We start from the raw sequence: 20,827 nt of genomic DNA, 5'->3' as shown, positions 1-20,827 counted from the left end.
ATTTATTGAAATCGGGCCGGCGTTAGTTGACATTTTGGCCTTGTTTCACTATGGGGAGTCAGGTCACTTGTTAGTCATAATTGGATATGTGGTGGTGCTGGTCGGCGTCTTCGGCGGCTACGCGATGGGAGGCGGGCATCTGGCCGCGCTGTTCCAGCCGCTCGAGCTGGTGATGATCGGCGGCGGCGCGGTCGGGGCTTTTATCGTTGGCAACAACGGCAAGACCCTGAAGTCCACGCTGGCCGCGCTGCCCACCCTGTTCAAGGGCTCGCGCTACACCAAGGACTTGTACATGGAACTGATGTCGCTGCTGTTCGACGTCCTCTCCAAGGTCCGCAAGGAGGGCTTGATGTCGATCGAAGGCGATATCGACAGCCCGGAGCAAAGCCCGTTGTTCAGCAAGTATCCGAGCGTGCTGGAAGACCATCACATCGTCGAGTTCATGACCGATTACCTGCGCCTGATGGTGTCGGGGAATATGGACGCGTTCCAGATCGAAAACCTGATGGACAACGAGATCGAGACCCACCACCACGAGGGCGCCGCGCCCGGCCACGCGATCGCCCGCTTGGGCGATGGCATGCCGGCGTTCGGTATCGTGGCGGCCGTGATGGGGGTGGTGCACACGATGGAAAACGTCGGCCTGCCGCCGGCCGAACTGGGCATCCTGATCGCCCACGCGCTGGTCGGCACCTTCCTTGGTATTTTGCTGGCGTATGGTTTCGTCGGTCCGCTGGCCAGCCTGCTCGAGCAGAAGCTGGAGGAGTCGACCAAGATGTACCAGTGCGTCAAGGTCACCTTGCTGGCCAGCTTGAACGGCTACGCGCCGGCGCTGGCCGTCGAGTTCGGCCGCAAGGTGCTGTACTCGACCGAGCGTCCGACCTTCGGCGAGCTGGAAGACCATATCAAGAAATCGAAGTCGAAGTAAGCCCGGGATGAAACGCGCTACTGGAATCATGTTGGACTCTGTGAGGAATCGTCATGGCTGAAGAAGGCTTACGGCCAATTATCGTCAAGCGCATCAAGAAGCACGGCGGCGGCCACCACGGCGGAGCGTGGAAGATCGCGTATGCCGACTTCGTGACCGCGATGATGGCGTTCTTCCTGTTGATGTGGCTGCTTGGCTCGACGTCCAAGGGCGACTTGAAGGGGATTTCGGATTACTTCAAGACGCCGCTGAAGGTGGCCATGCAGGGCGGCTCGGGCAGCGGCGACAGTTCGTCGGTGATCCCCGGCGGCGGCAAGGATTTGACGCGCAAGGACGGCCAGGTCGCCGCCAGCAGCGATCCGAGCGCGCAGAAAAAGGTCAATATCAACGCCGCGCGCGCCGCCGTCGAGGCCGAGGACGCGCAGCGGCTGAAGTCGCTCAAGGACAAGATCGAGACGGCGATCGAAACCAATCCGGTGCTGGTCAAGTACAAGAACCAGTTGCTGCTCGATATTACGACCGAGGGCTTGCGGATCCAGATCGTCGACGAGCAGAACCGTCCGATGTTCGCGCTGGCCAAGGCCGAGTTGCAGTCGTACACGAAAGAGATTTTGCACGAGATCGGGTTCGTGCTGAACGATGTGCCGAACCGCATCGGCCTGTCGGGCCATACCGATTCGACGCCGTACATGAGCGAGACCGGCTACAGCAACTGGGAATTGTCGGCCGACCGCGCCAACGCCTCGCGGCGCGAACTGATCGTCGGCGGCATGGCCGACGCCAAGGTGCTGCGGGTGGTGGGGCTGGCCTCGGCCGCCAACCTGGACAAGGCCGATCCGTTCAACCCGATCAACCGCCGCATCAGCATCCTGGTGATGAACAAGCGCACCGAGGAGAGCGTGATCCGCGACGGTGGCCGCCAGATCGAGGTCGGCGCCGAGGAGGAAGCGGCGCCGGCGCCGGCGGCCGCGGCGCCGGCCGCTCCGCCGGTGCGCAAATAGGTGGTGAAGAGAGTGTGTACTGATAGTCAAGCAAGGCGTACAGCGCGCAGCGAAGAGTAGAACATAGAGAATGTTATGACGAGAAAAAAAATCCTTGGGTCGCATGTAAAACGCCTGCTGTCGGGCGTGTCTGACCACGGGCGCAAGCATCTGACCGAGGTCGAGACCGATTTGCTCCAGACCCGGCTGCTGCTGGAGGAGGCCATCGAGAAGCTGTCCTTCAACTTCATGGCCATCCACCAGACGGTCGAGGCCGAGCGGGCCACGATCCAGCTGCTGCTCGACGGCGGCATCGCCACGCCCGAGCAGCGCGCGCAGTTGCAGGCGCTGCAGGGCCAGGTGGGCGGCTATGTCAACGCCGCCATCACCAGCATGCAGTTCCAGGACATGACGAGCCAGCTGATCGACCGCACGCTCAAGCGCGTCACCGGCCTGCGCGAATTCCTCGGCACCCTGGGCGCGCACGGCGCCGAGATGCTGCCCGAGAGCGACAACGAGGAAATCGTCGCGCTGCTGGGCAAGGTCAGCATGGCGCTGGCGATACAGAGTTTGGAACTGCGCAGCGTGTTGCGCAAGGCGGTAAGTCAGCAACACCTGGAGAGCGGCGACATCGAATTGTTTTAAGGGTCGGCAGACCCCCCGCTGAACACCGATTGTTTAAAAAAAATGGACGTGCGCGTCCAGCATTGATAAGAGTGAGAACCAAGATGGCCAAGACAATACTTGCAGTTGATGATTCCAGTTCCCTGCGCCAGATGGTGGCCTTCAGCCTGAAAGCCGCCGGCTACCTGGTGGTGGAAGCGGTTGACGGCCAGGACGGCCTGGAAAAAGCCAAGCTGCAAAGCGTCGACCTGGTGCTGACCGACCAGAACATGCCGCGCATGGACGGCCTGCAGCTGATCGCGCTGCTGCGCGAGCTGCCGACCTACGCCAAGACCCCGATCCTGATGCTGACCACCGAGTCGTCCGACGAGATGAAGGCCAAGGGCCGCGCGGCCGGCGCCAACGGCTGGCTGGTCAAACCGTTCGATCCGCAGCGCCTCATCGAGGTAGTGAAGAAGGTCATCGGCTGATAAGGCGCGTGCAATGAGCGAACTTTACGGAGTATCACCATGACCATCGACATAAGCCAGTTTTTCCAGGTCTTTTTCGATGAGGCCGAGGAACTGCTGGCTGAAATGGAGCGGCTGCTGCTGGCCGTGGACATCGCCGCCCCCGATGCCGAGGATCTGAACGCGATCTTCCGCACCGCCCATTCCGTCAAGGGCGGCGCCTCCACGTTCGGCGTGACCGACATGACGGAGGTCACGCACATCCTCGAGACCCTGCTCGACCGCATCCGCAAGGGCGAGATGGCGCTGACGTCCGAGCACGTCGACGCCTTCCTGGCCGCCAAGGACATCCTCAAGATGCAGCTCGACGGCCATCGGCTCGGCAGCACCGTCGACCAGGACGCCGTCGGCGACGTGCGCATGATGCTGCAGTCGCTGACCCAGGACGTGCCGGTGGTGGCGCTGTCGCCGGTGGCGCCGGCGTTTAGTACCAACGCCGCGGCGGGTCCGAAAGTGGTCGACCACAGCGGCGGGCGCCGCTACCGGCTCGAGCTGCCCGTCATGGTGCACCGCGAGGTGACCGCGCTCGGCGCCGAGCTGGGATTGATGGGCCACGTGTCCATCACGCCGCTCGACAAGGACCGCAACGCGATGGTCGTGACCACGCACGAGAGCCTCGACGACATCATCGCCATCTGCTCGTTCGTGCTCAATCCGGACGACATGGTGGTGACCGAATTGCCGGCGCTGAGCGACAAGCAGGCGCGCATGGAAAACGCCGAGCGTTCGAAGGTCGAGAGCGACCTCGGTTACGGCTTTTTCGACGACACCGAATTGCATCCGCCGAGCGCGGGCGGCGGCCAGGGTTATGGCTTCTTCCAGCCGCTCGACGAGATCCGCGCCAACGCCAAGCAGGGCAACGACGACGCCAACGGCTACGGCTTCTTCCAGCCGGTCGAACAGATCCGCGCCGCCGCCGGCATCGTGATCGAGGCGCCGCCGACGCCGGCCGTGGCCGAGGAACAGGAAAAGAAGGCCGCCAAGGAGAAGGGCGCGTCGGCCGGGGCCGAATCGTCGTCGATCCGCGTGTCGATCGAAAAGGTCGACCAGCTGATCAACCTGGTGGGCGAGCTGGTGATCACGCAGGCGATGATCGAGCAGCGCGTCGACACGCTCGATCCGATGGCGCACGAGCGCTTGCTCAACAGCGTCAGCCAGCTGACCCGCAACACCCGCGACCTGCAGGAAGCGGTGATGTCGATCCGCATGATGCCGATGGACTTCGTGTTCTCGCGCTTCCCGCGCATGGTGCGCGACCTGGCCGCCAAGCTGGGCAAGAAGGTCGACTTCATCACCAACGGCGCCGCGACGGAACTGGACAAGGGCCTGATCGAACGCATCGTCGATCCGCTGACGCACCTGGTGCGCAACTCGATCGACCACGGCATCGAGATGCCGGACGTGCGGCGCGCGGCCGGCAAGAGCGAGTCGGGCCGGCTGTTCCTGTCGGCCTCCCACCAGGGCGGCAACATCATCATCGAGGTGTCGGACGACGGCGGCGGCTTGAACCGCGAGCGCATCCTGGCCAAGGCCGAACAAAACGGCCTGCCGGTGAGCGAGGCGATGAGCGACGCCGAGGTCTGGCAACTGATCTTCGCGCCCGGCTTCTCGACCGCCGAAACGGTGACCGACGTCTCCGGGCGCGGCGTCGGCATGGATGTCGTCAAGCGCAACATCACCGCCATGGGCGGCGTGGTCGACATCCGCTCGGCCAAGGGTTTCGGCACCACGATCTCGATCTCGCTGCCGCTGACCCTGGCGATCCTGGACGGCATGTCGATCCGGGTCGGCGAGGAGGTCTACATCCTGCCGCTGGGCTTTGTCATCGAGTCGCTGCAGCCGGTGGCCGACGACGTCAAGGAAATCAGCGGCAAGGGCCGCGTCATCAAGGTGCGCGGCGAGTACCTGCCGCTGGTGCCCTTGTACCAGATGTTCGACATCACGCCGCGCTTCACCGATCCGACCCAGGGCATCGTGGTCATCATCGAGACCGACGGCCGCAAGGCCGGCCTGTTCATCGACGACCTGGTCGGCCAGCAGCAGGTGGTGGTCAAGAACCTGGAATCGAATTACCGCAAGGTGGCCGGCATTTCCGGGGCCACGATCCTGGGCGACGGCGGCGTGTCGCTGATTCTGGATGTCGCCGCATTGATACGCTCGTCGCGCCAACTGTCCGACGAGCAGATTTTCTCCTGACCCACGCAACGCAACGTAAATAGGAAACCATCATGGCAGACGTACTAACCACAGGCGCCAACGAGATCGCCGGCCACGAATACCTGGCGTTCACGCTCGGTTCGGAGGAATACGGCATCGACATCCTCAAGGTGCAGGAGATCCGCGGCTACGAAGTGGTCACCCGCATCGCCAACGCGCCGGAGTTCATCAAGGGCGTCATCAACCTGCGCGGCATCATCATCCCGGTGGTGGACATGCGCATCAAGTTCAACCTGGGCGAGCCGGTGTACGACCAGTTCACCGTCGTCATCATCCTCAACATCAACGGCCGCATCGTCGGCATGGTGGTCGACTCGGTGTCCGACGTGACCACGTTGACGCCGGAGCAGGTCAAGCCGGCGCCGGAAATGGGCACCGCCTTCAGCTCCGACTACATGATCGGCCTGGGCACCATCGACGAGCGCATGCTGATCCTGGTCAATATCGACAAACTGATGTCAAGCGCCGAGATGGGCTTGATGGAACAACTGGCGGCCTAAACCCAGCCCCGAAGCGGCCGGCAGTCGGCCGCGGAAGCGCCCCACAGAGGGCGTGCCCAACGACTATAACGATCATCGGCCTGGTAGTACCGTTCCGGCGAGCACACGCACAGACAGCATAGGGGAGAACCAACATGAATTTACGCGATTTCACCATCGGGACACGGCTGCGCATCGGCTTTGGCGGCATTTTGCTGATCCTGGTGGCAATGGTCCTGATGACCAACTACCTCAACTTCAGCAACAAGAGCAAGCTGACCACGGGCCTGGAGCTGAGCACCGCCAAGAACCTGCAGGCGGCGGCGATGAAAAGCTCGATGCTCGAAACCGGCATCGCCATGCGCAATATCGGCCTGCAATCGGACGTGAGCCTGATGCAGAAGGAAGAGCAGAAGGTCAAGGACCAGCGCGCCCGCTACGACAAGGCGGTCGCCGACCTCAAGGCGCTGGGCCTGAACGACGACGAGAAGAAGGTGCTCGGCGATATCTCCAAGCTCGACGCCGACACCGACAGCGCCTTCAAGGAGGCCATCGGGCAGGTGCTGGCGTTTAACAGCGAGGGCGCGGCCAAGGTCATTTCCGGCCGCATCGATCCGCTCAACCAGCAAACGCTGACGCAGATTAACAAACTGGTCGACATGCAGCAGGCCGACGCCAAGCATGTGATGGAGGGGTCCGTCACCGCCGACCGCTCGCTGATGTTCGTGCTGTTCGGCCTGGGCGCCGTGGCCGTGGCGCTGGGCGTGGTGTGCGCGGTGGTGATCACCCGTTCGATCGTGGTGCCGCTGTCGGGCGCGGTGGCGGTGGCCAAGCGCGTGGCGTCGGGCGAGCTGACGTCGGACGTGCGGGTCGAGGGCAAGGATGAAACGAGCGAGCTGCTGCAGGCGCTGCGGGACATGAACGAGAGCCTGGCCAAGACGGTGGGCGATGTGCGCAGCGGTACCGAACTGATCACCACGGCGTCGCACGAAATCGCCGCCGGCAACGCCGACCTGTCGTCGCGCACCGAGTCGCAAGCGAGCTCGCTGGAGGAAACCGCGTCGTCGATGGAGGAGCTGACGTCGACCGTCAAGCAGAACGCCGACAACGCCCGCCAGGCCAACCAGCTGGCGGTGACCGCGTCGTCGGTGGCCGAGAAGGGCGGCAGCGTGGTGTCGCAGGTGGTCGAGACGATGGGCTCGATCAAGGCCAGCTCCAGCAAGATCGTCGACATCATCGGCGTCATCGACGGCATCGCCTTCCAGACCAACATCCTGGCGCTGAACGCGGCCGTCGAGGCGGCGCGCGCCGGCGAGCAGGGCCGCGGCTTCGCGGTGGTGGCGTCCGAAGTGCGCAACCTGGCGCAACGCTCGGCCGGCGCGGCCAAGGAGATCAAGGGCTTGATCGGCGACTCGGTCGACAAGGTCGACGCCGGCAGCCGCCTGGTCGACGAGGCCGGGCAGACCATGGACCTGATCGTGACGTCGATCCGCCAGGTGGCCGACATCATGGGCGAGATCACCGCCGCCACGCAGGAACAGAGCAACGGCATCGAGGAAGTCAACCAGGCCATCACGCAGATGGACGAGATGACGCAGCAGAACGCCGCGCTGGTCGAGCAATCGGCCGCCGCCGCCGAGAGCATGCAGGAGCAGGCCGAATTGCTGGCGCAGGCGGTCAGCGTGTTCAAGCTGGCCGACGATGCCGGCATGCGCCGGCCGGCCGCCGCCATCGCGCCGTCGACGACCAAGCGCGCCGCGCCCAAGCCGGTCGCCGCGCCGGCGGCGGCGGTGGCCGCGCCGGCCAAGGCCAAGGCGCCGGCGGCGCCGAAGAAACTGACCACGTCGCCGACCAGCGGCGACGAATGGGAAGAGTTTTAAATTGTCTTGCAAAAGACCAGCATCATCGCAGTAAACCGAGGAATACCCCATGCCGCATACTAAAGACACCGTCAAAGAGTTCGATTTCAACGCCAAGGATTTCGAACGTGTTCGCGGCCTCATCTACAAACGCGCCGGCATCTCGCTGGCCGACAGCAAGCAGGAAATGGTCTACAGCCGCCTGGCGCGGCGGCTGCGCGCCACCGGCATCGCCTCGTTCGCCAAATACCTCGACGACCTCGAGGCCGGCCGCCTGGGCGAGGAGTGGGAATCGTTCACCAACGCGCTGACCACCAACCTGACATCGTTCTTCCGCGAGGCGCACCACTTTCCGCTGCTGGCCGAGCATGTCAAGAACAAGCGCGAGCCGATCACCATCTGGTGCTCGGCCGCCTCCACCGGCGAGGAGCCGTACTCGATCGCGATGACCGTGTGCGAGGCGTTCAACACCTTGACGCCGAACTGCCACATCATCGCCACCGACATCGACACCAACGTGCTGGCGCACGCCGAAAACGGCGTCTACACGATGGACCGGCTCGACAAGATGTCGCCGGAACGCTCGCGCCGCTTTTTTCTCAAGGGCAAGGGCGACCGCGAAGGCATGGCGCGCGTGCGCCCCGAACTGCGCAACATGATCACGTTCAAGCCGCTCAACCTGCTGGCCGACGGCTGGCCGATCAGCGGCCAGTTCGACGTCATTTTTTGCCGCAACGTGATGATTTATTTCGACAAGCCGACCCAGCGCAAGATCCTGTCGCGCTTTGTCCCATTGATGAAGCCGGACGCCTTGCTGTTCGCGGGCCATTCGGAGAATTTCCTCTACGTGTCCGAGTCGCTCAAACTACGCGGCAAGACGGTGTACGAGTTGGACGATCAACACCGCGGCGCCGCGACCAAAAGCGGCGCGACCAACACGAGATAACCCATGGACCTCGAACAATTTGCCACGAACGTGTATTTCGACCGCACGTTCGATTGTGAAGCCGCCAAGATTTTGCCCGGCGAGTATTACTTCACCAACAAGGACATGCTGATCGTGACCGTGCTCGGCTCGTGCGTGTCGGCCTGCATCCGCGACCGGGTCACCGGCCTGGGCGGCATGAACCACTTCATGCTGCCCGACGGCGGCGGCGACGGCAGCCCGGTGTCGGCGTCGGCGCGCTACGGCACCTATGCGATGGAAATCCTGATCAACGACCTGCTCAAGGCCGGCGCCAAGCGCGAGAACATGGAGGCCAAGGTGTTCGGCGGCGGCGCCGTGCTCAAGGGCTTCACGGCGATCAACGTCGGCGAGCGCAACGCGGCCTTCGTGCTGAGCTTTCTGAAGACCGAGAAGATCCGCGTGGTGGCCGAGGACTTGAACGACATCCACCCGCGCAAGGTGTATTTCTTCCCGCGCACCGGCAAGGTGCTGGTCAAGAAGCTGATGCAGACCCACAACGACACGCTGGCCAAGCGCGAGATCGAATACGCCAGCCGCCTCAAGAAGGCGCCGGTCGGCGGCGAGATCGATCTGTTCTGATAGTCACCGCAGTAGATAGAGGGCCAGTCCCGGAAAGTAGCGTTTTATGAAGATCAAAGTCCTCATCGTCGATGACTCCGCGCTGATCCGCAGCGTCATGAGCGAGATCATCAACAGCCAGGCCGACATGGAAGTGGTGGGCGTGGCGCCCGATCCGCTGGTCGCGCGCGAATTGATCAAGCAAACCAATCCCGACGTGCTGACCTTGGACGTCGAGATGCCGAAGATGGACGGCCTCGATTTCCTCGAGAAATTGATGCGCTTGCGCCCGATGCCGGTGGTGATGGTATCCTCGCTGACCGAGCGGGGCTCGGAAATCACGATGCGCGCGCTGGAACTGGGCGCGGTCGATTTCGTCACCAAACCGAAAATCTCGATCCAGGCGGGCATGCGCGAGTACACCGACCTCATCACCGACAAGATCCGCGCCGCCGCCAAGGCGCGCGTGCGCGCGCGCGTGCTGCCGCAGCCGGGCGCCGAGGGCCAGGTGCCGTTGCCGCAGCTGCGCAACCCGCTGACGTCGTCCGAAAAACTGATCATCATCGGCGCCTCCACCGGCGGCACCGAGGCGATCCGCGAATTCCTGATGCAGATGCCGTCGGACTGCCCCGGCATCCTGATCGCGCAACACATGCCCGAAGGCTTCACCCGCTCGTTCGCCAAGCGGCTCGATACGCTGTGCAAGATCTCGGTGCAGGAGGCGGCCGGCAACGAGCGGGTGCTGCCGGGCCACGCTTACATCGCGCCCGGCCACTCGCACCTGTACCTGACCCGCAGCGGCGCCAACTACATGACCCGCATCGACCAGGCCGATCCGGTCAACCGCCACCGGCCGTCGGTCGACGTGCTGTTCCGTTCGGCCGCGCAGGCGGCCGGCAAGAACGCCGTCGGCGTGATCCTGACCGGCATGGGCAAGGACGGCGCGGCCGGAATGCTGGAGATGCGCAGCGCCGGGGCGTATAATTTCGCTCAGGACGAGGCCAGTTGCGTGGTGTTCGGCATGCCGCGCGAAGCGATCGCGGTCGGCGCCGCCCACGAGGTCGGCGCGCTGCAGGCGTTGCCCGGCATGGTGCTCGGCCACTTGGCCGCGCACGGCTCGCGCGCGTTGCGGGTGTAGTCGCAATTGTTTGTGCAATTACTCATGTAATTGCGAGGAACCCGGGCTAAATGTGTCCCGGGTGACGTTTTACTGCTACTTTGTTCGCCTTAGAGCAACGAAAATGCTATCCTACAACTTGATGGAAATTGTAGGCATTATTCACAACCGCGTAGAGAATCAACGGAGTAATTCATGGCTGATCCAAAGATGAAATTTTTAGTTGTTGACGATTTTTCGACGATGCGCCGCATCGTCCGGAATCTGTTGAAAGAACTGGGTTATGCCAATGTCGACGAGGCGGAAGACGGCGTGATGGCGCTGGCGAAGCTGCGCGCCGAATCGTTCGACTTCGTCGTGTCCGACTGGAACATGCCGAACATGGACGGCCTGACGATGCTGCAAAACATACGTGCCGACCCGGCGCTGGCCAAGCTGCCGGTGCTGATGGTGACGGCCGAGGCGAAGAAGGAAAACATCATCGCCGCCGCCCAGGCCGGCGCCAACGGTTACGTGGTCAAGCCGTTCACGGCCGCCACGCTGGACGAGAAACTGAACAAGATCTTCGAAAAACTCGGCGCTTGATGATGGTTTAAGCAACAAGGCGGCGCCGTCGTGGCGCTGTCCGGCCCGTAGCCCGCGCCTGGCGCGGTCGCGGGCTTCACCCCTCATAGCCATGCACCAGACCAATTTCCTCGTTCGTGAGCCGTTGTTGGATGCCAAGCAGCGGGTGGTCGGCTATGAACTGTCGTGGCAACAGCAACAGTCCGCGCCGGCCTCGACGCCGGCCGATCTGGAGTTGCTGGTCGACTTCGTCGCCGAGCAAATGGTCGACGAGGACAACGGCGGCAACTGGCTGCTGCGCGACAAAATCCTGTTTCTCGAAGCCGTGCCGGCGATGCTGTCGACCGACGCGCTGCATCGCCTGCCGCCGGAGCGCACGGTGCTGTCGCTCAAGGCGGCCGCGCTGGCCAATCCGGACACGCTGGCGGCGGTGCAGGCGCTGCGCGCCGGCGGTGTCGGCATCCTGCTGCGCGAAGCCGACCTGGCCCGCAGCGGCGCCCGCTTGCCGACGCTGGCCTCGTATGTCGAGGTGCGTTTTTCCGGCGCCGACGTCGCCACCCAGGCGCGCACCTACGCCGCCTTCAAGCAATCGACGGTGGGCATGATCGCCCGTCCGGTCAGCAACTGGGCCGACTTCGACGCCTGCGCCGCGCTGGGCCTGAACGCCTTCGTCGGCAAGCTGCACCTGACGCCACGCACCAGCTTGATGTCGAGCGGCATGAATCCGGCCCAGACCATCATTATGCAACTGATGCAGATGGTGCGGCAGAACGCCGACGTCGTCAACATCGAAACCGTGCTCAAGCACGACGCCACGCTGTCGTACAAGTTGCTGCGCTTCATCAACTCGGCCGGCTTCGGCGCAGGGCGCGAGGTGCAATCGATCCGGCAGGCCCTGGCCTTGCTGGGCTACACGCCGCTGTACCGCTGGCTGACCTTGCTGTTGGCGACGGCCAGCACGTCCGGCTATTCGCCGGTGTTGCTGGAGACGGCGGTGGTGCGCGGACGCCTGGCCGAGCTGCTGGGGCAGGCCGCGCTGGGCAAGACCGAGGCCGAGAATATCTTCGTCGCCGGCATGTTCTCGCTGCTGGACCGGCTGCTGGGCATCAGCATGAAAGAGGTGCTGGCCAACATCCAGTTGTCCGACGATGTGGTCACGGCGTTGCTCACGCGCGGCGGCAAATACGGGCCGTACCTGGCGCTGGCCGAGGCCTGCGAGCTCAATTCCGACCTGGTCGCCTCGCTGGCGGCGACGCTCAAGCTGAGCCCGGAAGACGTCAACACGGCGCACCTGTCGGCGCTGGCGTGGGCGCAAAGCGTGGCCGCGTAGCGCTGCTTAAGCCGGCGCAAACTCGGGCCGAATAACTTCCGTGCGCGCGTTGACACGACCGCTGGTCGGGCCGAAGATAGCCGGATGAACGCGAACTCCGACGAAGACTATATCGACGCCAAGACCGACGCCATCCGTGCCGGCATGGATGGGCGGCTGGGCGCGTTCGAGGCGAATGTGAATGGAAAATTCGCCACGTTGGGCGCCACCATAGCGCAAGCGAGGACTGAAATTAAAGAGTCGGCCGAACGCATGACTTCCCAGATGGTCAAATGGATGGTCGGCATATTTGTCGCCACGCTCACCATTTTCTTCAGCTCGATGGTGTTTTTATTGAATACCGCGATTCCGAAGTTGCAAGCCCAACCGGTGCAGACGGTGCAGCCCATTGTCATCCAGCTGCCACCCATGCCGGCGGCGCCTGTGCGACCTTGATAAAGGTGCCAACGATGAACGCCAATTCCGATAAAGATTATATCGATGCGAAGACCGAGGCGGTCCGGGCCGGTATGGATGGCAGGCTGGACGCTTTCGAGGCGAATGTGAATGGCCGGTTCGCCGAGCTGAACGCCAAGATCGATAAGTCGGTCGCCGAGCTGAATGCCAAGATCGATAAGTCGGTCGCTGAGCTGCATGCCAAGATCGATAAGTCGGTCGCCGAGCTGAATGCCAAGATCGATAAGTCGGTCGCCGAGCTGAATGCCAAGATCGATAAGTCGGTCGCCGAGCTGAATGCCAGGATAGACAGGTCGGTCGCCGAGCTGAACGCCAAGATCGATAAGTCGGTTGTTGAGCTGAATGCCAAGATAGACAGGTCGGTCGCCGAGCTGAACGCCAAGATAGACAAGTCGGTCGCCGACCTGCGCAAGGACATCGCGGAATTGGGCGCGCGCATGGTGCAGTGGATGGTCGGCATTTTTCTTGCCTCCATGGCGATTTTCATTACGGTCATGACCTTCGTGCTGAACAACGCCGTGCCGAAGGCGGCGCCGGCCACGCCACCGGTGATCATCCAGCTCTCACCGCAAGGCGCGACCATCCCGCCGCAGGCCACCCCGGCGGCTAAGCCCCGGCCTTAAATCTCCAGGTTGTCGATCAAGCGGGTCGAGCCCAGCTTGGCGGCGGCCAGCACCACCAGCGGCGCCCCTTGCGCCAGGTCGCCGGCGCTCGGCGGCTGCAGGTCGCTGCGCTTGCGGATCGACACATAGTCCGGCTTCCAGCCGCGCTTGGCCAAATCCTCCATCGCCTTATGCTCGACCTGGAAGATGTCCAGGTGGCCGGCGCGCATTTCGTTGGCCACGTAGTTCAGGCCCTGGAACAGCGCCGGCGCCTCCGCGCGCTCCGCTTCCGACAAATACATATTGCGCGACGACAGCGCCAGGCCGTCGTCGGCGCGGTAGGTTTCGGCGCCGATGATCTCGGTCGGCAGCGCGAACTGGCGCGCCATGTTACGCACCATCATCAGCTGCTGGTAATCCTTCTTGCCGAACACGGCCACCTTCGGCTGCACGCACGAGAACAGCTTGAGCACGATGGTGGTCACGCCGGTGAAGAAGCCGGGACGGAACTCGCCTTCCAGCGTGTTGCCCAGGTCTGCCGGCGGGTTGACGCGGAATTCCTGCGGCTCCGGATACAGGTCCTTTTCGGTCGGCGCGAACAGCACGTAGACGCCTTCCTTCTCCAGCTTCTCGACGTCGGCCTGGAAGGTGCGCGGATACTTGTCGAAGTCCTCGTTGGGGCCGAACTGCAGGCGGTTGACGAAGATCGACGCGACCACCGGATCGCCGTGCTTGCGCGCCAGGCGCATCAGCGACAGGTGGCCCTCGTGCAGATTACCCATCGTCGGGACGAAGGCGGTGCGCAATTGACCGCTCAGTTGGTCGCGCAGTTCTTCAATGGTGGTGATGATTTTCATAACATGTTCGCTATCAGCGTAAAAGGGAATTAGGTTGGCGCGGGCCGGGGTTCAGGCCGGCGAATAGGCCAGCCGCACATAGATGGGGGCGAACGGCTCGGCCTGGGTGATCTCGATCAGCGTCTCCTTGGCCAGCTCGAGCAGCGCGACGAAGTTCACCACCACCACCGGCACGCCGCCGGCGATGTCGAACAGGTCGGCGAACTCGACGAAGCGGCTCGATTGCAGGCGCCGCAGGATGCCGGTCATGTGCTCGCGCACGGACAGCTCCTCGCGGCTGATCTTGTGGTGCTGGGTCAGCTTGGCGCGCTTGATCACGTCCAGCCAGGCCTGCTGCAAGTCGACCGGCGCCACGTCCGGCCAGGTCGGCACCAGGCTTTGCTCGATGAAGATTTGCGTGCGCACGAAATCGCGGTCCACCTGCGGGATCGCGTTCAGGTCGTAGGCGGCCAGCTTGATCTGCTCGTACTCCAGCAGACGACGCACCAGCTCGGCGCGCGGATCGTCGTGTTCGATCTCCAGGTCCGATTGCCGCTGCGGCAACAGCATGCGCGACTTGATCTCGATCAGCATCGCCGCCATCAGCAGGTACTCGGCGGCCAGCTCCAGGTTCGACAGGCGGATCTGGTCGACATACTTCAGGTATTGCAGCGTGAGCTGCGCCATCGGAATGTCGAGGATGTTGAAGTTTTGCTTGCGAATCAAGTAGAGCAGCAAGTCGAGCGGCCCCTCGAAGGCGTCGAGGAAGATTTCCAGCGCGTCCGGCGGAATGTACAGATCGTTGGGCAGCTTGAGCAGCGGCTCGCCGTACAGGCGGGCGAGGGCGGCCACTTCCGATGTGACGGCGGCGGCCGCCTCGGCGACCTCGGGCGGCACGGGGGCGTCCGCAGCGGCGTCGCCGTCGGCGGTTACCGCCGGCGGCGGGTTTGGCACCTCGCCCGCCGGCTGCTCAGCCGTATCGTCTGGCAACATCCGTGCCGCCCCAAGTCCTTAGACTTTGTTCTGGTAGACGTAAGCTTGTTGCTTGACGGCCGACTCGAGCTGGCGTTCCTGCTCGTCGAGCGACAGCGGCGCCTTGTCCCACAGCAGCGCGCGGCCCAGACGTTGACCTTCTTCGATCGCCGGGTTTTTTTCCTTCAGCGACTTGATGAACAAGGTGTGGTCGGATTCGTACATCGAATGTTGTTTAGAGAATTTCATATAGTCCAAGTGAGTGGCTCAGCAATGGGTATTTTACCGCGCCGCGGCGCCGGCACGCTAATTCTATCGCCGCCGGCCACGCAAAGTGGCGGAATCGGGTATGCTCAAAGGCGTAATGTTGCAAAGATATAACTAAAATGACCGCACGCCTGAGTCCCAAAACCATCTTCCTGCTGACCCTGCCACCGCTGCTGTGGGCCGGCAACGCCATTGTCGGCCGCCTGGTGCACGACATGTTGCCGCCGGTGCTGCTTAATTTCCTGCGCTGGGTGATCGCGCTGCTGATCCTGCTGCCGCTGGCCGGTCCGGTGTTGCGCCGGGATAGCGCGCTGTGGCGGCATTGGCGGCAATACGCCCTGCTGGGGCTGATGGGCATCGGCCTGTACAACACGTTCCAATATATGGCCCTGCAAAGCTCGACGCCGATCAACGTCACCCTGGTCGCCTCGGGATTGCCGGTGTGGATGATGCTGACCGGCCGGCTGTTCTTCGGCGTGCCCGTCTCGGGGCGCCAGATGGCCGGCGCGGCGCTGTCGATCGCCGGCGTGCTGGTGGTGCTGGCGCGCGGGGAGTGGCGGCACGTGCTGGAGCTGCGGCTGGTGGCGGGCGATCTGTTCATGATCCTGGCCACCATCGCCTGGTCGTTCTACAGCTGGATGCTGATGCGCACCCGGGAACCGGCCGCGATCCGCGCCAACTGGGCCAGTTTCCTGGCGGCGCAGGTGGCGTTCGGCGCGCTGTGGTCGGGCGCTTTCGCGCTGGGCGAACAATGGCTGGGGGCGATTCCGGTGCGATGGAGCTGGTGGCTGGCCGCCGCGCTGGTCTATGTCGCCGTGTTTCCGGCGGTGATCGCCTTCCGTTGCTGGGGCGAGGGCGTGCAGCGCGCCGGCCCCGCCATCGGCGCCTTCTTCGTCAACCTGACGCCGCTGTTTACCGCGCTGCTGTCGTCGGCCTTCCTGGGCGAGGCGCCGCACGCCTACCACGCGGTGGCGTTCGCGCTGATCGTCGCCGGCATCGTGGTATCGGCGCGCAAAGGCTAGGCCGACTGTAAAGTCGCCGCCTTCAGCGCGTCGATGAACACGCGCACCTTGTGCGGCACGTGGGGCGAGGCGGGGTACACGGCGTGGATGTCGGTCGCGGCCTGCGACCAGGCCGGCAGCAGCCGCACCAGCCGGCCGGCGGCCACGTCCTCCTGCGTCAGGAAAGTGGTGGCGCGCAGCACGCCCGCGCCGGCCAGCGCGGCGGCCCGGCTGGCGTAGGCGGTGTTGGTGGAGAACACCGTATTGCGCATGCGTATCTCGCGCGTCTGCCCGGCGCCGTCGTGCAAGGTGAATACCCTCGGCTGCGGCAGCACGGACAGGGCGATGAACGGCAACGCTTCCAGCGCGTCCGGATGCCCGGGCATGCCGTGCCGGGCGATGAAGTCGGGCGTGGCCACCAGCCACCGCTTGAGCGGCCCCACGCGGCTCGCCATATGCCCGGAATCGGCCAGTTTGCCGAGCCGAACCGTGACGTCGATGCCCTCGGCGATCAGGTCGATCACGTGGTCGGCGCACACCAGCTCGATGTGCAGCGCCGGATAGCGTGTGCGCAACTGGGCCAGCACCGGCGCCACCACCATCGCCCCGTAGTCGATCGGCGCGGCCACGCGCAGCGTGCCCTGCGGGCTGTCGAGCCCGGTGCGCGCCTGTTCGATGGCGTGCTCGGCGGACTGCAGCAGCTGGCGGCTGGACGCGTAAAAGGCGCGCCCGGCCTCGGTCAGGCTCAGCTTGCGGGTCGAGCGGACCAGCAACGCCACACCGATTTCCGCCTCCAGCAGCTGCATGTGTTTGCTGACCATGGACTTGGCCAGGCCCAGCCGCTCGGCGGCGGCCGTCAACGAGCCGGCCTCGACGACGGCGACGAAGGTGACCAGGCGGTTCAAGTTGACGGAGTTGAGATTGACCATGCCTTATTATGCCTTGACTGTCCACTTTGAGTGAACTCTGATTCCCTCATTGTCCGACTTATCGGAACGGCTGCGAATTCCTATACTGGAGTTACCCGCTCATCCACATAAGGACTTCCATGAAACTCTACGGTTTCCCGCTCTCCGGCCACTCGCACCGCGCAGAACTGTTTCTCAACCTGCTTGAGTTGCCTTACGAATTCGTGCCCATGTCTTTGGCCGGGGGCAAACACCGCACGCCGGAATTCCTGGCGCTGAACGGCTTCGGCGAAGTGCCGGTGCTGGAGGATGGCGGTGCCGTGCTGTCCGATTCGACGGCGATCCTGGTGTACCTGGCGGCCAAGTACGACGACAGCGGCCGCTGGCTGCCGCGCGATCCGCTGGCCGCAGCCAACGTGCAGCGCTGGCTGTCGGCCGCCTCGGGCAAGATCGCGTATGGTCCGGCCGCCGCGCGCATGGTCACGGTGTTCGGCGCCAGAATCGATCACGAATTTGTCAAGGGCGTGGCGGTGCGCCTGTTCGACGTGATGGAGCGGGAGCTGGAAGGGCGCCGCTATCTGGTGGGGGAGCACGCGACCATCGCCGATGTCGCCGCCTTCAGCTATATCGAGCACGCGCCGGAGGGCGGCGTCCCGCTCAAGCCCTATCCCAACATCCGCGCCTGGCTGGCCAACGTGCGCGCGCTGCCGGGTTTTGTCGCCATGCCCGCCACCCAGGCGGGCGTCGCGCCGGAACAGGTGTAAGCCATGGAAGCCCAGGCCTCTCCATTCCACGCCGGCGAACTGGCGATCCAGCAGCGCGTCGGCATGCGCGAGCGGATCGCCGCCGCCGGCAGCGCCGGTGTGCGCGATCACATGCCGGACCAGCATCGGCTGTTCTTCGAGGAGCTGCCGTTCTTCTTCATCGGCGCGTTGGACGAGGCGGGCCAGCCGTGGGCGACGATGCTGGCCGCCGATCCGGGCTTCATCGGTACGCCGGATGCCCGCACGCTGGATATCGCCGGCGGCATGCTGGCCGGCGATCCGCTGCAAGGGCGCTTGCGCGTGGGCGATCATGTCGGCGGCCTGGGACTGGCGCCGACGACGCGCCGCCGCAACCGCGTCAACGGGGTGGTCACGGCGATCGATGGTGACGGCATGCGCATCGCGGTCACGCAGAGCTTCGGCAACTGCCCGCAGTACATCCAGCACCGCCAGCACAGCGCGGCGCCGGATGCGGTAACCGCTGGCGCCGCGCGGGTAACGCGCGGCACGGCGCTCGGCGACGACGATCGTGCCTTGATCGCGCGCTCCGATACCTTTTTCATCGCCAGTGCCAACCTGGACGCCGATGCCGGCCGTGCCCGCGGTGTCGATGTCTCGCATCGGGGAGGGCGGCCGGGCTTCGTGCGCGTCGACGACGCGCACACGCTGACATCGCCCGAGTTTCGCGGTAATTTTTTCTTCAACACGGCCGGGAATTTGCTGGAGCATCCGCGCGCCGGCTTGCTGTTCATCGACTTCGAGCGCGGCGATCTGCTGCATCTGGCGGTGGAGGCGGAGATCATCTGGGACGGGCCCGAAGTGGCGGCCTTCACCGGGGCCGAGCGCTTGTTGCGGTTCCACGTACGCGACGTGGTGCGCAATGCCGGCGCGTTGCCGTTTCGCTGGACCGAGCCGCAGCCGGCGAACCAGATCGCCCGCACCGGTAGTTGGGGCGACGCGCCGTCACCCTAGCGATTTGATAAAGCGCGGATCGATCTGGGCGCAGTAGGTGGCGCACGCGTGGCGGGCGGCGTTGGCCGCCGCGTGCACCAGCATCTCGGCGTTGGTGTGGAAGCATAGCGAGACGATGATCGACGGCGGCTCCGGCTGCACCGGCAGTTCGATGAACTCACCGCTCTGCAACGACGCCACCACGAACAGGCTGGGAATCGCCGCCACGCCGTAGCCGTCCTTGACCAACTGGACGATCGCCGCCACCGACGGCGAACAGGTGATGCGCGTCTGCTCCAGCGGAATCATCGCCAGGTTGGCCATCTTGCTGACGATTTCCTCCAGCGCGCGCTGCGGCGCGGTGCCGCGTCCGAAGGTCAGGATCGGCAGCTGCAGCAAGCGCAGGTTCAACCCCTCCTTGCGCGTGTCGAGCAAACCACGTCGCGCGATCCAGTGCAGCGGATAGACCGCCAGCGCCTCCGAGACGATGTCATTGCTCTCGACGCCCTCGACCTGGATCACCAGATCGAGCTCGCGCGCCCGCAGCCGGCGCTCCAGCACATTGCTGATGTCGACCGCCAGGTCGACTTCAAGCTCCGGATACAACACATTGAGCTGCCGGATGTACTGGGCCAGCCAGCTGTGGACCACCGATTCGATCACGCCGAGACGCAAACGCCCGCGCACCGCACTATCTTTGTGCGCCGCCGCCTGCAGCCTGCGGGTGGCGTCGACCACCGCTTTCGCATGCCCCAGCAGGTACTCGGCGTTGGCCGTCAGGCGGAACTCCTTGCAGCTGCGGTCGATCAACTCCGTCTGCAATTCCTCCTCTAGGGACTTGATGCGCAGCGAAATCGCGGCCGGGGTCGCGTGCAGCGCGCGGGCGGTGGCGCGGAAGCTGCGCAACTGCGCCAGCGCGACGAAGGTTTCGAGGAATCGGGTATTCATGGAACAAGAATACCTTAACCTTATGCACCGGGATAGCGCACGACGGTAAGAAAAACTATACAACAACAGCAAAAATAACTAGATGGCATGATGTGAAATTCAAGTTTATTCTGAACTCATGCAGTTTTCACATCACTATGAGCGAAACGACCATGACCCCTCTTGAACTCAGGCACAAAGTACGCAGCGGCGAATTCCGCTTGCCGACCGCGGGCTACTGCGGCGACTACGCCCAGGCCAACCTGGTGATCCTGCCGCGGGCGCACGCCGACGCCTTCCTGCTTTTCTGTCAGCGCAACCCGCGCGCCTGTCCGCTGCTGGCGGTCGGCGAACCCGGTCAGTGGAATGTCGCCAGCCTTGGCGCCGACATGGACCTGCGCAGCGATACGCCCGGCTACAACGTCTACCGCGACGGTGTGCTGGCGGCGCAGACGGCGGCGCTGCACGACCTCTGGCGCGACGACCTGGTGGTGTTCGCGATCGGCTGTTCGTTCTCGTTCGAGCAGATGCTGATGGACGCCGGCATCCCGCTGCGCCACATCGCGCAGCGCCGCAACGTCGCCATGTACCGCACCAATATCGCCAACCAGGCCGCCGGCCCGTTCGGCGGCGAGATGGTGGTGTCGATGCGGCCGATGAAGGCGGCCGACGCCATCCGCGCGATCCAGATCACCAGCCGTTTCCCGGCCGTCCACGGCGCCCCGATCCACTTGGGCGACCCCGCGCTGATCGGCATCTCCGACCTCGGTCAGCCCGACTACGGCGACGCGGTCGAGGTCCTGCCGGACGAAATTCCAGTCTTCTGGCCGTGCGGCGTCACACCGCAGGAGGCCATCCGCCACGCGCGCCTGCCGCTGGTGATCACCCACCAGCCGGGCTACATGCTGGTGACCGATATACGCAACGCCTCGCTAGCCGCATTCTGATTTAAACCACATGGCAAGTCCCCGCGATCGGGTCCGCACAGGCACCCGGGGGACCGCCGCATTC

The 20,827-nt window shown here is 64.2% G+C and carries 23 protein-coding genes; 18 read left to right on the top strand and 5 right to left on the bottom strand.

Annotated elements, in window-relative coordinates; translation table 11 throughout:
• Positions 1 to 67: 67 nt before the first annotated feature.
• From motA to BMX85_RS03905, 14 genes are all read left to right on the top strand, one after another.
• Positions 68 to 928 carry a flagellar motor stator protein MotA gene (motA, locus tag BMX85_RS03970; RefSeq protein ID WP_090314355.1) on the top strand — a complete coding sequence of 287 codons (861 nt, stop codon included), beginning with the start codon at positions 68 to 70 and terminating at the stop codon, positions 926 to 928.
• A 53-nt stretch (positions 929 to 981) separates the two neighbouring features.
• Positions 982 to 1,929, top strand: coding sequence for a flagellar motor protein MotB (motB, locus tag BMX85_RS03965; protein WP_090314354.1), 948 nt, complete (start codon positions 982 to 984; stop codon positions 1,927 to 1,929).
• 75 nt (positions 1,930 to 2,004) lie between these two features.
• Positions 2,005 to 2,553, top strand: a complete 549-nt coding sequence (locus BMX85_RS03960; RefSeq protein ID WP_090314353.1) for a chemotaxis protein — start codon at positions 2,005 to 2,007, stop codon at positions 2,551 to 2,553.
• 83 nt (positions 2,554 to 2,636) lie between these two features.
• Positions 2,637 to 3,002 (top strand): response regulator, encoded by a 366-nt coding sequence (locus BMX85_RS03955; protein ID WP_090314352.1) that lies wholly within the window; start codon positions 2,637 to 2,639, stop codon positions 3,000 to 3,002.
• Between the two features lie 39 nt (positions 3,003 to 3,041).
• Positions 3,042 to 5,237 (top strand): chemotaxis protein CheA, encoded by a 2,196-nt coding sequence (gene cheA / locus BMX85_RS03950; RefSeq protein WP_090314351.1) that lies wholly within the window; start codon positions 3,042 to 3,044, stop codon positions 5,235 to 5,237.
• Positions 5,238 to 5,269: 32 nt separating this feature from the next.
• Positions 5,270 to 5,758, top strand: coding sequence for a chemotaxis protein CheW (locus BMX85_RS03945; RefSeq protein WP_090314350.1), 489 nt, complete (start codon positions 5,270 to 5,272; stop codon positions 5,756 to 5,758).
• Positions 5,759 to 5,892: 134 nt separating this feature from the next.
• Positions 5,893 to 7,617, top strand: a complete 1,725-nt coding sequence (locus BMX85_RS03940) for a methyl-accepting chemotaxis protein (protein WP_090314349.1) — start codon at positions 5,893 to 5,895, stop codon at positions 7,615 to 7,617.
• Between the two features lie 49 nt (positions 7,618 to 7,666).
• A complete protein-coding gene (locus BMX85_RS03935) occupies positions 7,667 to 8,542 on the top strand; it encodes a CheR family methyltransferase (protein WP_090314348.1) in 876 nt (291 codons plus the stop codon).
• A 3-nt stretch (positions 8,543 to 8,545) separates the two neighbouring features.
• Positions 8,546 to 9,142, top strand: a complete 597-nt coding sequence (gene cheD / locus BMX85_RS03930; RefSeq protein WP_090314347.1) for a chemoreceptor glutamine deamidase CheD — start codon at positions 8,546 to 8,548, stop codon at positions 9,140 to 9,142.
• Between the two features lie 46 nt (positions 9,143 to 9,188).
• The gene (locus tag BMX85_RS03925; RefSeq protein WP_090314346.1) at positions 9,189 to 10,259 is read left to right on the top strand and encodes a protein-glutamate methylesterase/protein-glutamine glutaminase; all 1,071 of its coding nucleotides are present in this window, start codon (positions 9,189 to 9,191) and stop codon (positions 10,257 to 10,259) included.
• Positions 10,260 to 10,433: 174 nt separating this feature from the next.
• Complete coding sequence (gene cheY, locus BMX85_RS03920) at positions 10,434 to 10,823, top strand: chemotaxis response regulator CheY (RefSeq protein WP_008450066.1); 390 nt, start codon at positions 10,434 to 10,436, stop codon at positions 10,821 to 10,823.
• Between the two features lie 91 nt (positions 10,824 to 10,914).
• Entirely contained in the window at positions 10,915 to 12,132 is a 1,218-nt protein-coding gene (locus BMX85_RS03915) for an EAL and HDOD domain-containing protein (protein WP_090314345.1), read from the top strand.
• An 84-nt stretch (positions 12,133 to 12,216) separates the two neighbouring features.
• Entirely contained in the window at positions 12,217 to 12,567 is a 351-nt protein-coding gene (locus BMX85_RS03910; protein WP_090314344.1) for a hypothetical protein, read from the top strand.
• 14 nt (positions 12,568 to 12,581) lie between these two features.
• Entirely contained in the window at positions 12,582 to 13,211 is a 630-nt protein-coding gene (locus BMX85_RS03905; protein ID WP_090314343.1) for a DUF1640 domain-containing protein, read from the top strand.
• Here the strand turns inward: BMX85_RS03905 and panC are convergent.
• From panC to BMX85_RS03890, 3 genes are read right to left on the bottom strand one after another with little or no spacing between them, the layout of a single operon-like run.
• Complete coding sequence (panC, locus tag BMX85_RS03900; RefSeq protein ID WP_090314342.1) at positions 13,208 to 14,047, bottom strand: pantoate--beta-alanine ligase; 840 nt, start codon at positions 14,045 to 14,047, stop codon at positions 13,208 to 13,210. The genes BMX85_RS03905 and panC overlap by 4 nt on opposite strands.
• 51 nt (positions 14,048 to 14,098) lie before the next feature.
• Positions 14,099 to 15,019 carry a segregation and condensation protein A gene (locus BMX85_RS03895; protein WP_090314341.1) on the bottom strand — a complete coding sequence of 307 codons (921 nt, stop codon included), beginning with the start codon at positions 15,017 to 15,019 and terminating at the stop codon, positions 14,099 to 14,101.
• An 18-nt stretch (positions 15,020 to 15,037) separates the two neighbouring features.
• Entirely contained in the window at positions 15,038 to 15,247 is a 210-nt protein-coding gene (locus tag BMX85_RS03890) for a DUF3460 family protein (protein WP_090315205.1), read from the bottom strand.
• Between the two features lie 137 nt (positions 15,248 to 15,384).
• Between BMX85_RS03890 and BMX85_RS03885 the strand changes: the two genes are divergently transcribed.
• Complete coding sequence (locus tag BMX85_RS03885) at positions 15,385 to 16,287, top strand: DMT family transporter (protein ID WP_090314340.1); 903 nt, start codon at positions 15,385 to 15,387, stop codon at positions 16,285 to 16,287.
• Here BMX85_RS03885 and BMX85_RS03880 read toward each other — a convergent pair.
• Positions 16,284 to 17,195, bottom strand: coding sequence for a LysR family transcriptional regulator (locus BMX85_RS03880; protein WP_090314339.1), 912 nt, complete (start codon positions 17,193 to 17,195; stop codon positions 16,284 to 16,286). The genes BMX85_RS03885 and BMX85_RS03880 overlap by 4 nt on opposite strands.
• Before the next feature lie 119 nt (positions 17,196 to 17,314).
• Between BMX85_RS03880 and BMX85_RS03875 the strand changes: the two genes are divergently transcribed.
• Entirely contained in the window at positions 17,315 to 17,938 is a 624-nt protein-coding gene (locus tag BMX85_RS03875; protein WP_090314338.1) for a glutathione S-transferase family protein, read from the top strand.
• Positions 17,939 to 17,941: 3 nt separating this feature from the next.
• Entirely contained in the window at positions 17,942 to 18,910 is a 969-nt protein-coding gene (locus tag BMX85_RS03870) for a pyridoxamine 5'-phosphate oxidase family protein (RefSeq protein WP_090314337.1), read from the top strand.
• Here BMX85_RS03870 and BMX85_RS03865 read toward each other — a convergent pair.
• Positions 18,902 to 19,837, bottom strand: a complete 936-nt coding sequence (locus tag BMX85_RS03865) for a LysR family transcriptional regulator (RefSeq protein ID WP_090314336.1) — start codon at positions 19,835 to 19,837, stop codon at positions 18,902 to 18,904. The genes BMX85_RS03870 and BMX85_RS03865 overlap by 9 nt on opposite strands.
• 137 nt (positions 19,838 to 19,974) lie before the next feature.
• Between BMX85_RS03865 and BMX85_RS03860 the strand changes: the two genes are divergently transcribed.
• Complete coding sequence (locus BMX85_RS03860) at positions 19,975 to 20,763, top strand: putative hydro-lyase (protein WP_255372369.1); 789 nt, start codon at positions 19,975 to 19,977, stop codon at positions 20,761 to 20,763.
• The last annotated feature ends 64 nt before the right edge of the window (positions 20,764 to 20,827 follow it).

The sequence above is a fragment of the Duganella sp. CF517 genome (assembly GCF_900110275.1).
GTDB lineage: Bacteria > Pseudomonadota > Gammaproteobacteria > Burkholderiales > Burkholderiaceae_D > Rugamonas.
This window is presented reverse-complemented; position numbering and strand designations above follow the sequence as displayed.

Excerpts from the sequence above, each read along its gene's own strand:
- motB (WP_090314354.1), top strand. The coding sequence starts at position 982 with ATGGCTGAAGAAGGCTTACGGCCAATTATCGTCAAGCGCATCAAGAAG.
- BMX85_RS03960 (WP_090314353.1), top strand. The coding sequence starts at position 2,005 with ATGACGAGAAAAAAAATCCTTGGGTCGCATGTAAAACGCCTGCTGTCG.
- BMX85_RS03955 (WP_090314352.1), top strand. The coding sequence starts at position 2,637 with ATGGCCAAGACAATACTTGCAGTTGATGATTCCAGTTCCCTGCGCCAG.
- cheA (WP_090314351.1), top strand. The coding sequence starts at position 3,042 with ATGACCATCGACATAAGCCAGTTTTTCCAGGTCTTTTTCGATGAGGCC.
- BMX85_RS03945 (WP_090314350.1), top strand. The coding sequence starts at position 5,270 with ATGGCAGACGTACTAACCACAGGCGCCAACGAGATCGCCGGCCACGAA.
- BMX85_RS03940 (WP_090314349.1), top strand. The coding sequence starts at position 5,893 with ATGAATTTACGCGATTTCACCATCGGGACACGGCTGCGCATCGGCTTT.
- BMX85_RS03935 (WP_090314348.1), top strand. The coding sequence starts at position 7,667 with ATGCCGCATACTAAAGACACCGTCAAAGAGTTCGATTTCAACGCCAAG.
- cheD (WP_090314347.1), top strand. The coding sequence starts at position 8,546 with ATGGACCTCGAACAATTTGCCACGAACGTGTATTTCGACCGCACGTTC.
- BMX85_RS03925 (WP_090314346.1), top strand. The coding sequence starts at position 9,189 with ATGAAGATCAAAGTCCTCATCGTCGATGACTCCGCGCTGATCCGCAGC.
- cheY (WP_008450066.1), top strand. The coding sequence starts at position 10,434 with ATGGCTGATCCAAAGATGAAATTTTTAGTTGTTGACGATTTTTCGACG.
- BMX85_RS03915 (WP_090314345.1), top strand. The coding sequence starts at position 10,915 with ATGCACCAGACCAATTTCCTCGTTCGTGAGCCGTTGTTGGATGCCAAG.
- BMX85_RS03910 (WP_090314344.1), top strand. The coding sequence starts at position 12,217 with ATGAACGCGAACTCCGACGAAGACTATATCGACGCCAAGACCGACGCC.
- BMX85_RS03905 (WP_090314343.1), top strand. The coding sequence starts at position 12,582 with ATGAACGCCAATTCCGATAAAGATTATATCGATGCGAAGACCGAGGCG.
- panC (WP_090314342.1), bottom strand. The coding sequence starts at position 14,047 with ATGAAAATCATCACCACCATTGAAGAACTGCGCGACCAACTGAGCGGT.
- BMX85_RS03895 (WP_090314341.1), bottom strand. The coding sequence starts at position 15,019 with ATGTTGCCAGACGATACGGCTGAGCAGCCGGCGGGCGAGGTGCCAAAC.
- BMX85_RS03890 (WP_090315205.1), bottom strand. The coding sequence starts at position 15,247 with ATGAAATTCTCTAAACAACATTCGATGTACGAATCCGACCACACCTTG.
- BMX85_RS03885 (WP_090314340.1), top strand. The coding sequence starts at position 15,385 with ATGACCGCACGCCTGAGTCCCAAAACCATCTTCCTGCTGACCCTGCCA.
- BMX85_RS03880 (WP_090314339.1), bottom strand. The coding sequence starts at position 17,195 with ATGGTCAATCTCAACTCCGTCAACTTGAACCGCCTGGTCACCTTCGTC.
- BMX85_RS03875 (WP_090314338.1), top strand. The coding sequence starts at position 17,315 with ATGAAACTCTACGGTTTCCCGCTCTCCGGCCACTCGCACCGCGCAGAA.
- BMX85_RS03870 (WP_090314337.1), top strand. The coding sequence starts at position 17,942 with ATGGAAGCCCAGGCCTCTCCATTCCACGCCGGCGAACTGGCGATCCAG.
- BMX85_RS03865 (WP_090314336.1), bottom strand. The coding sequence starts at position 19,837 with ATGAATACCCGATTCCTCGAAACCTTCGTCGCGCTGGCGCAGTTGCGC.
- BMX85_RS03860 (WP_255372369.1), top strand. The coding sequence starts at position 19,975 with ATGAGCGAAACGACCATGACCCCTCTTGAACTCAGGCACAAAGTACGC.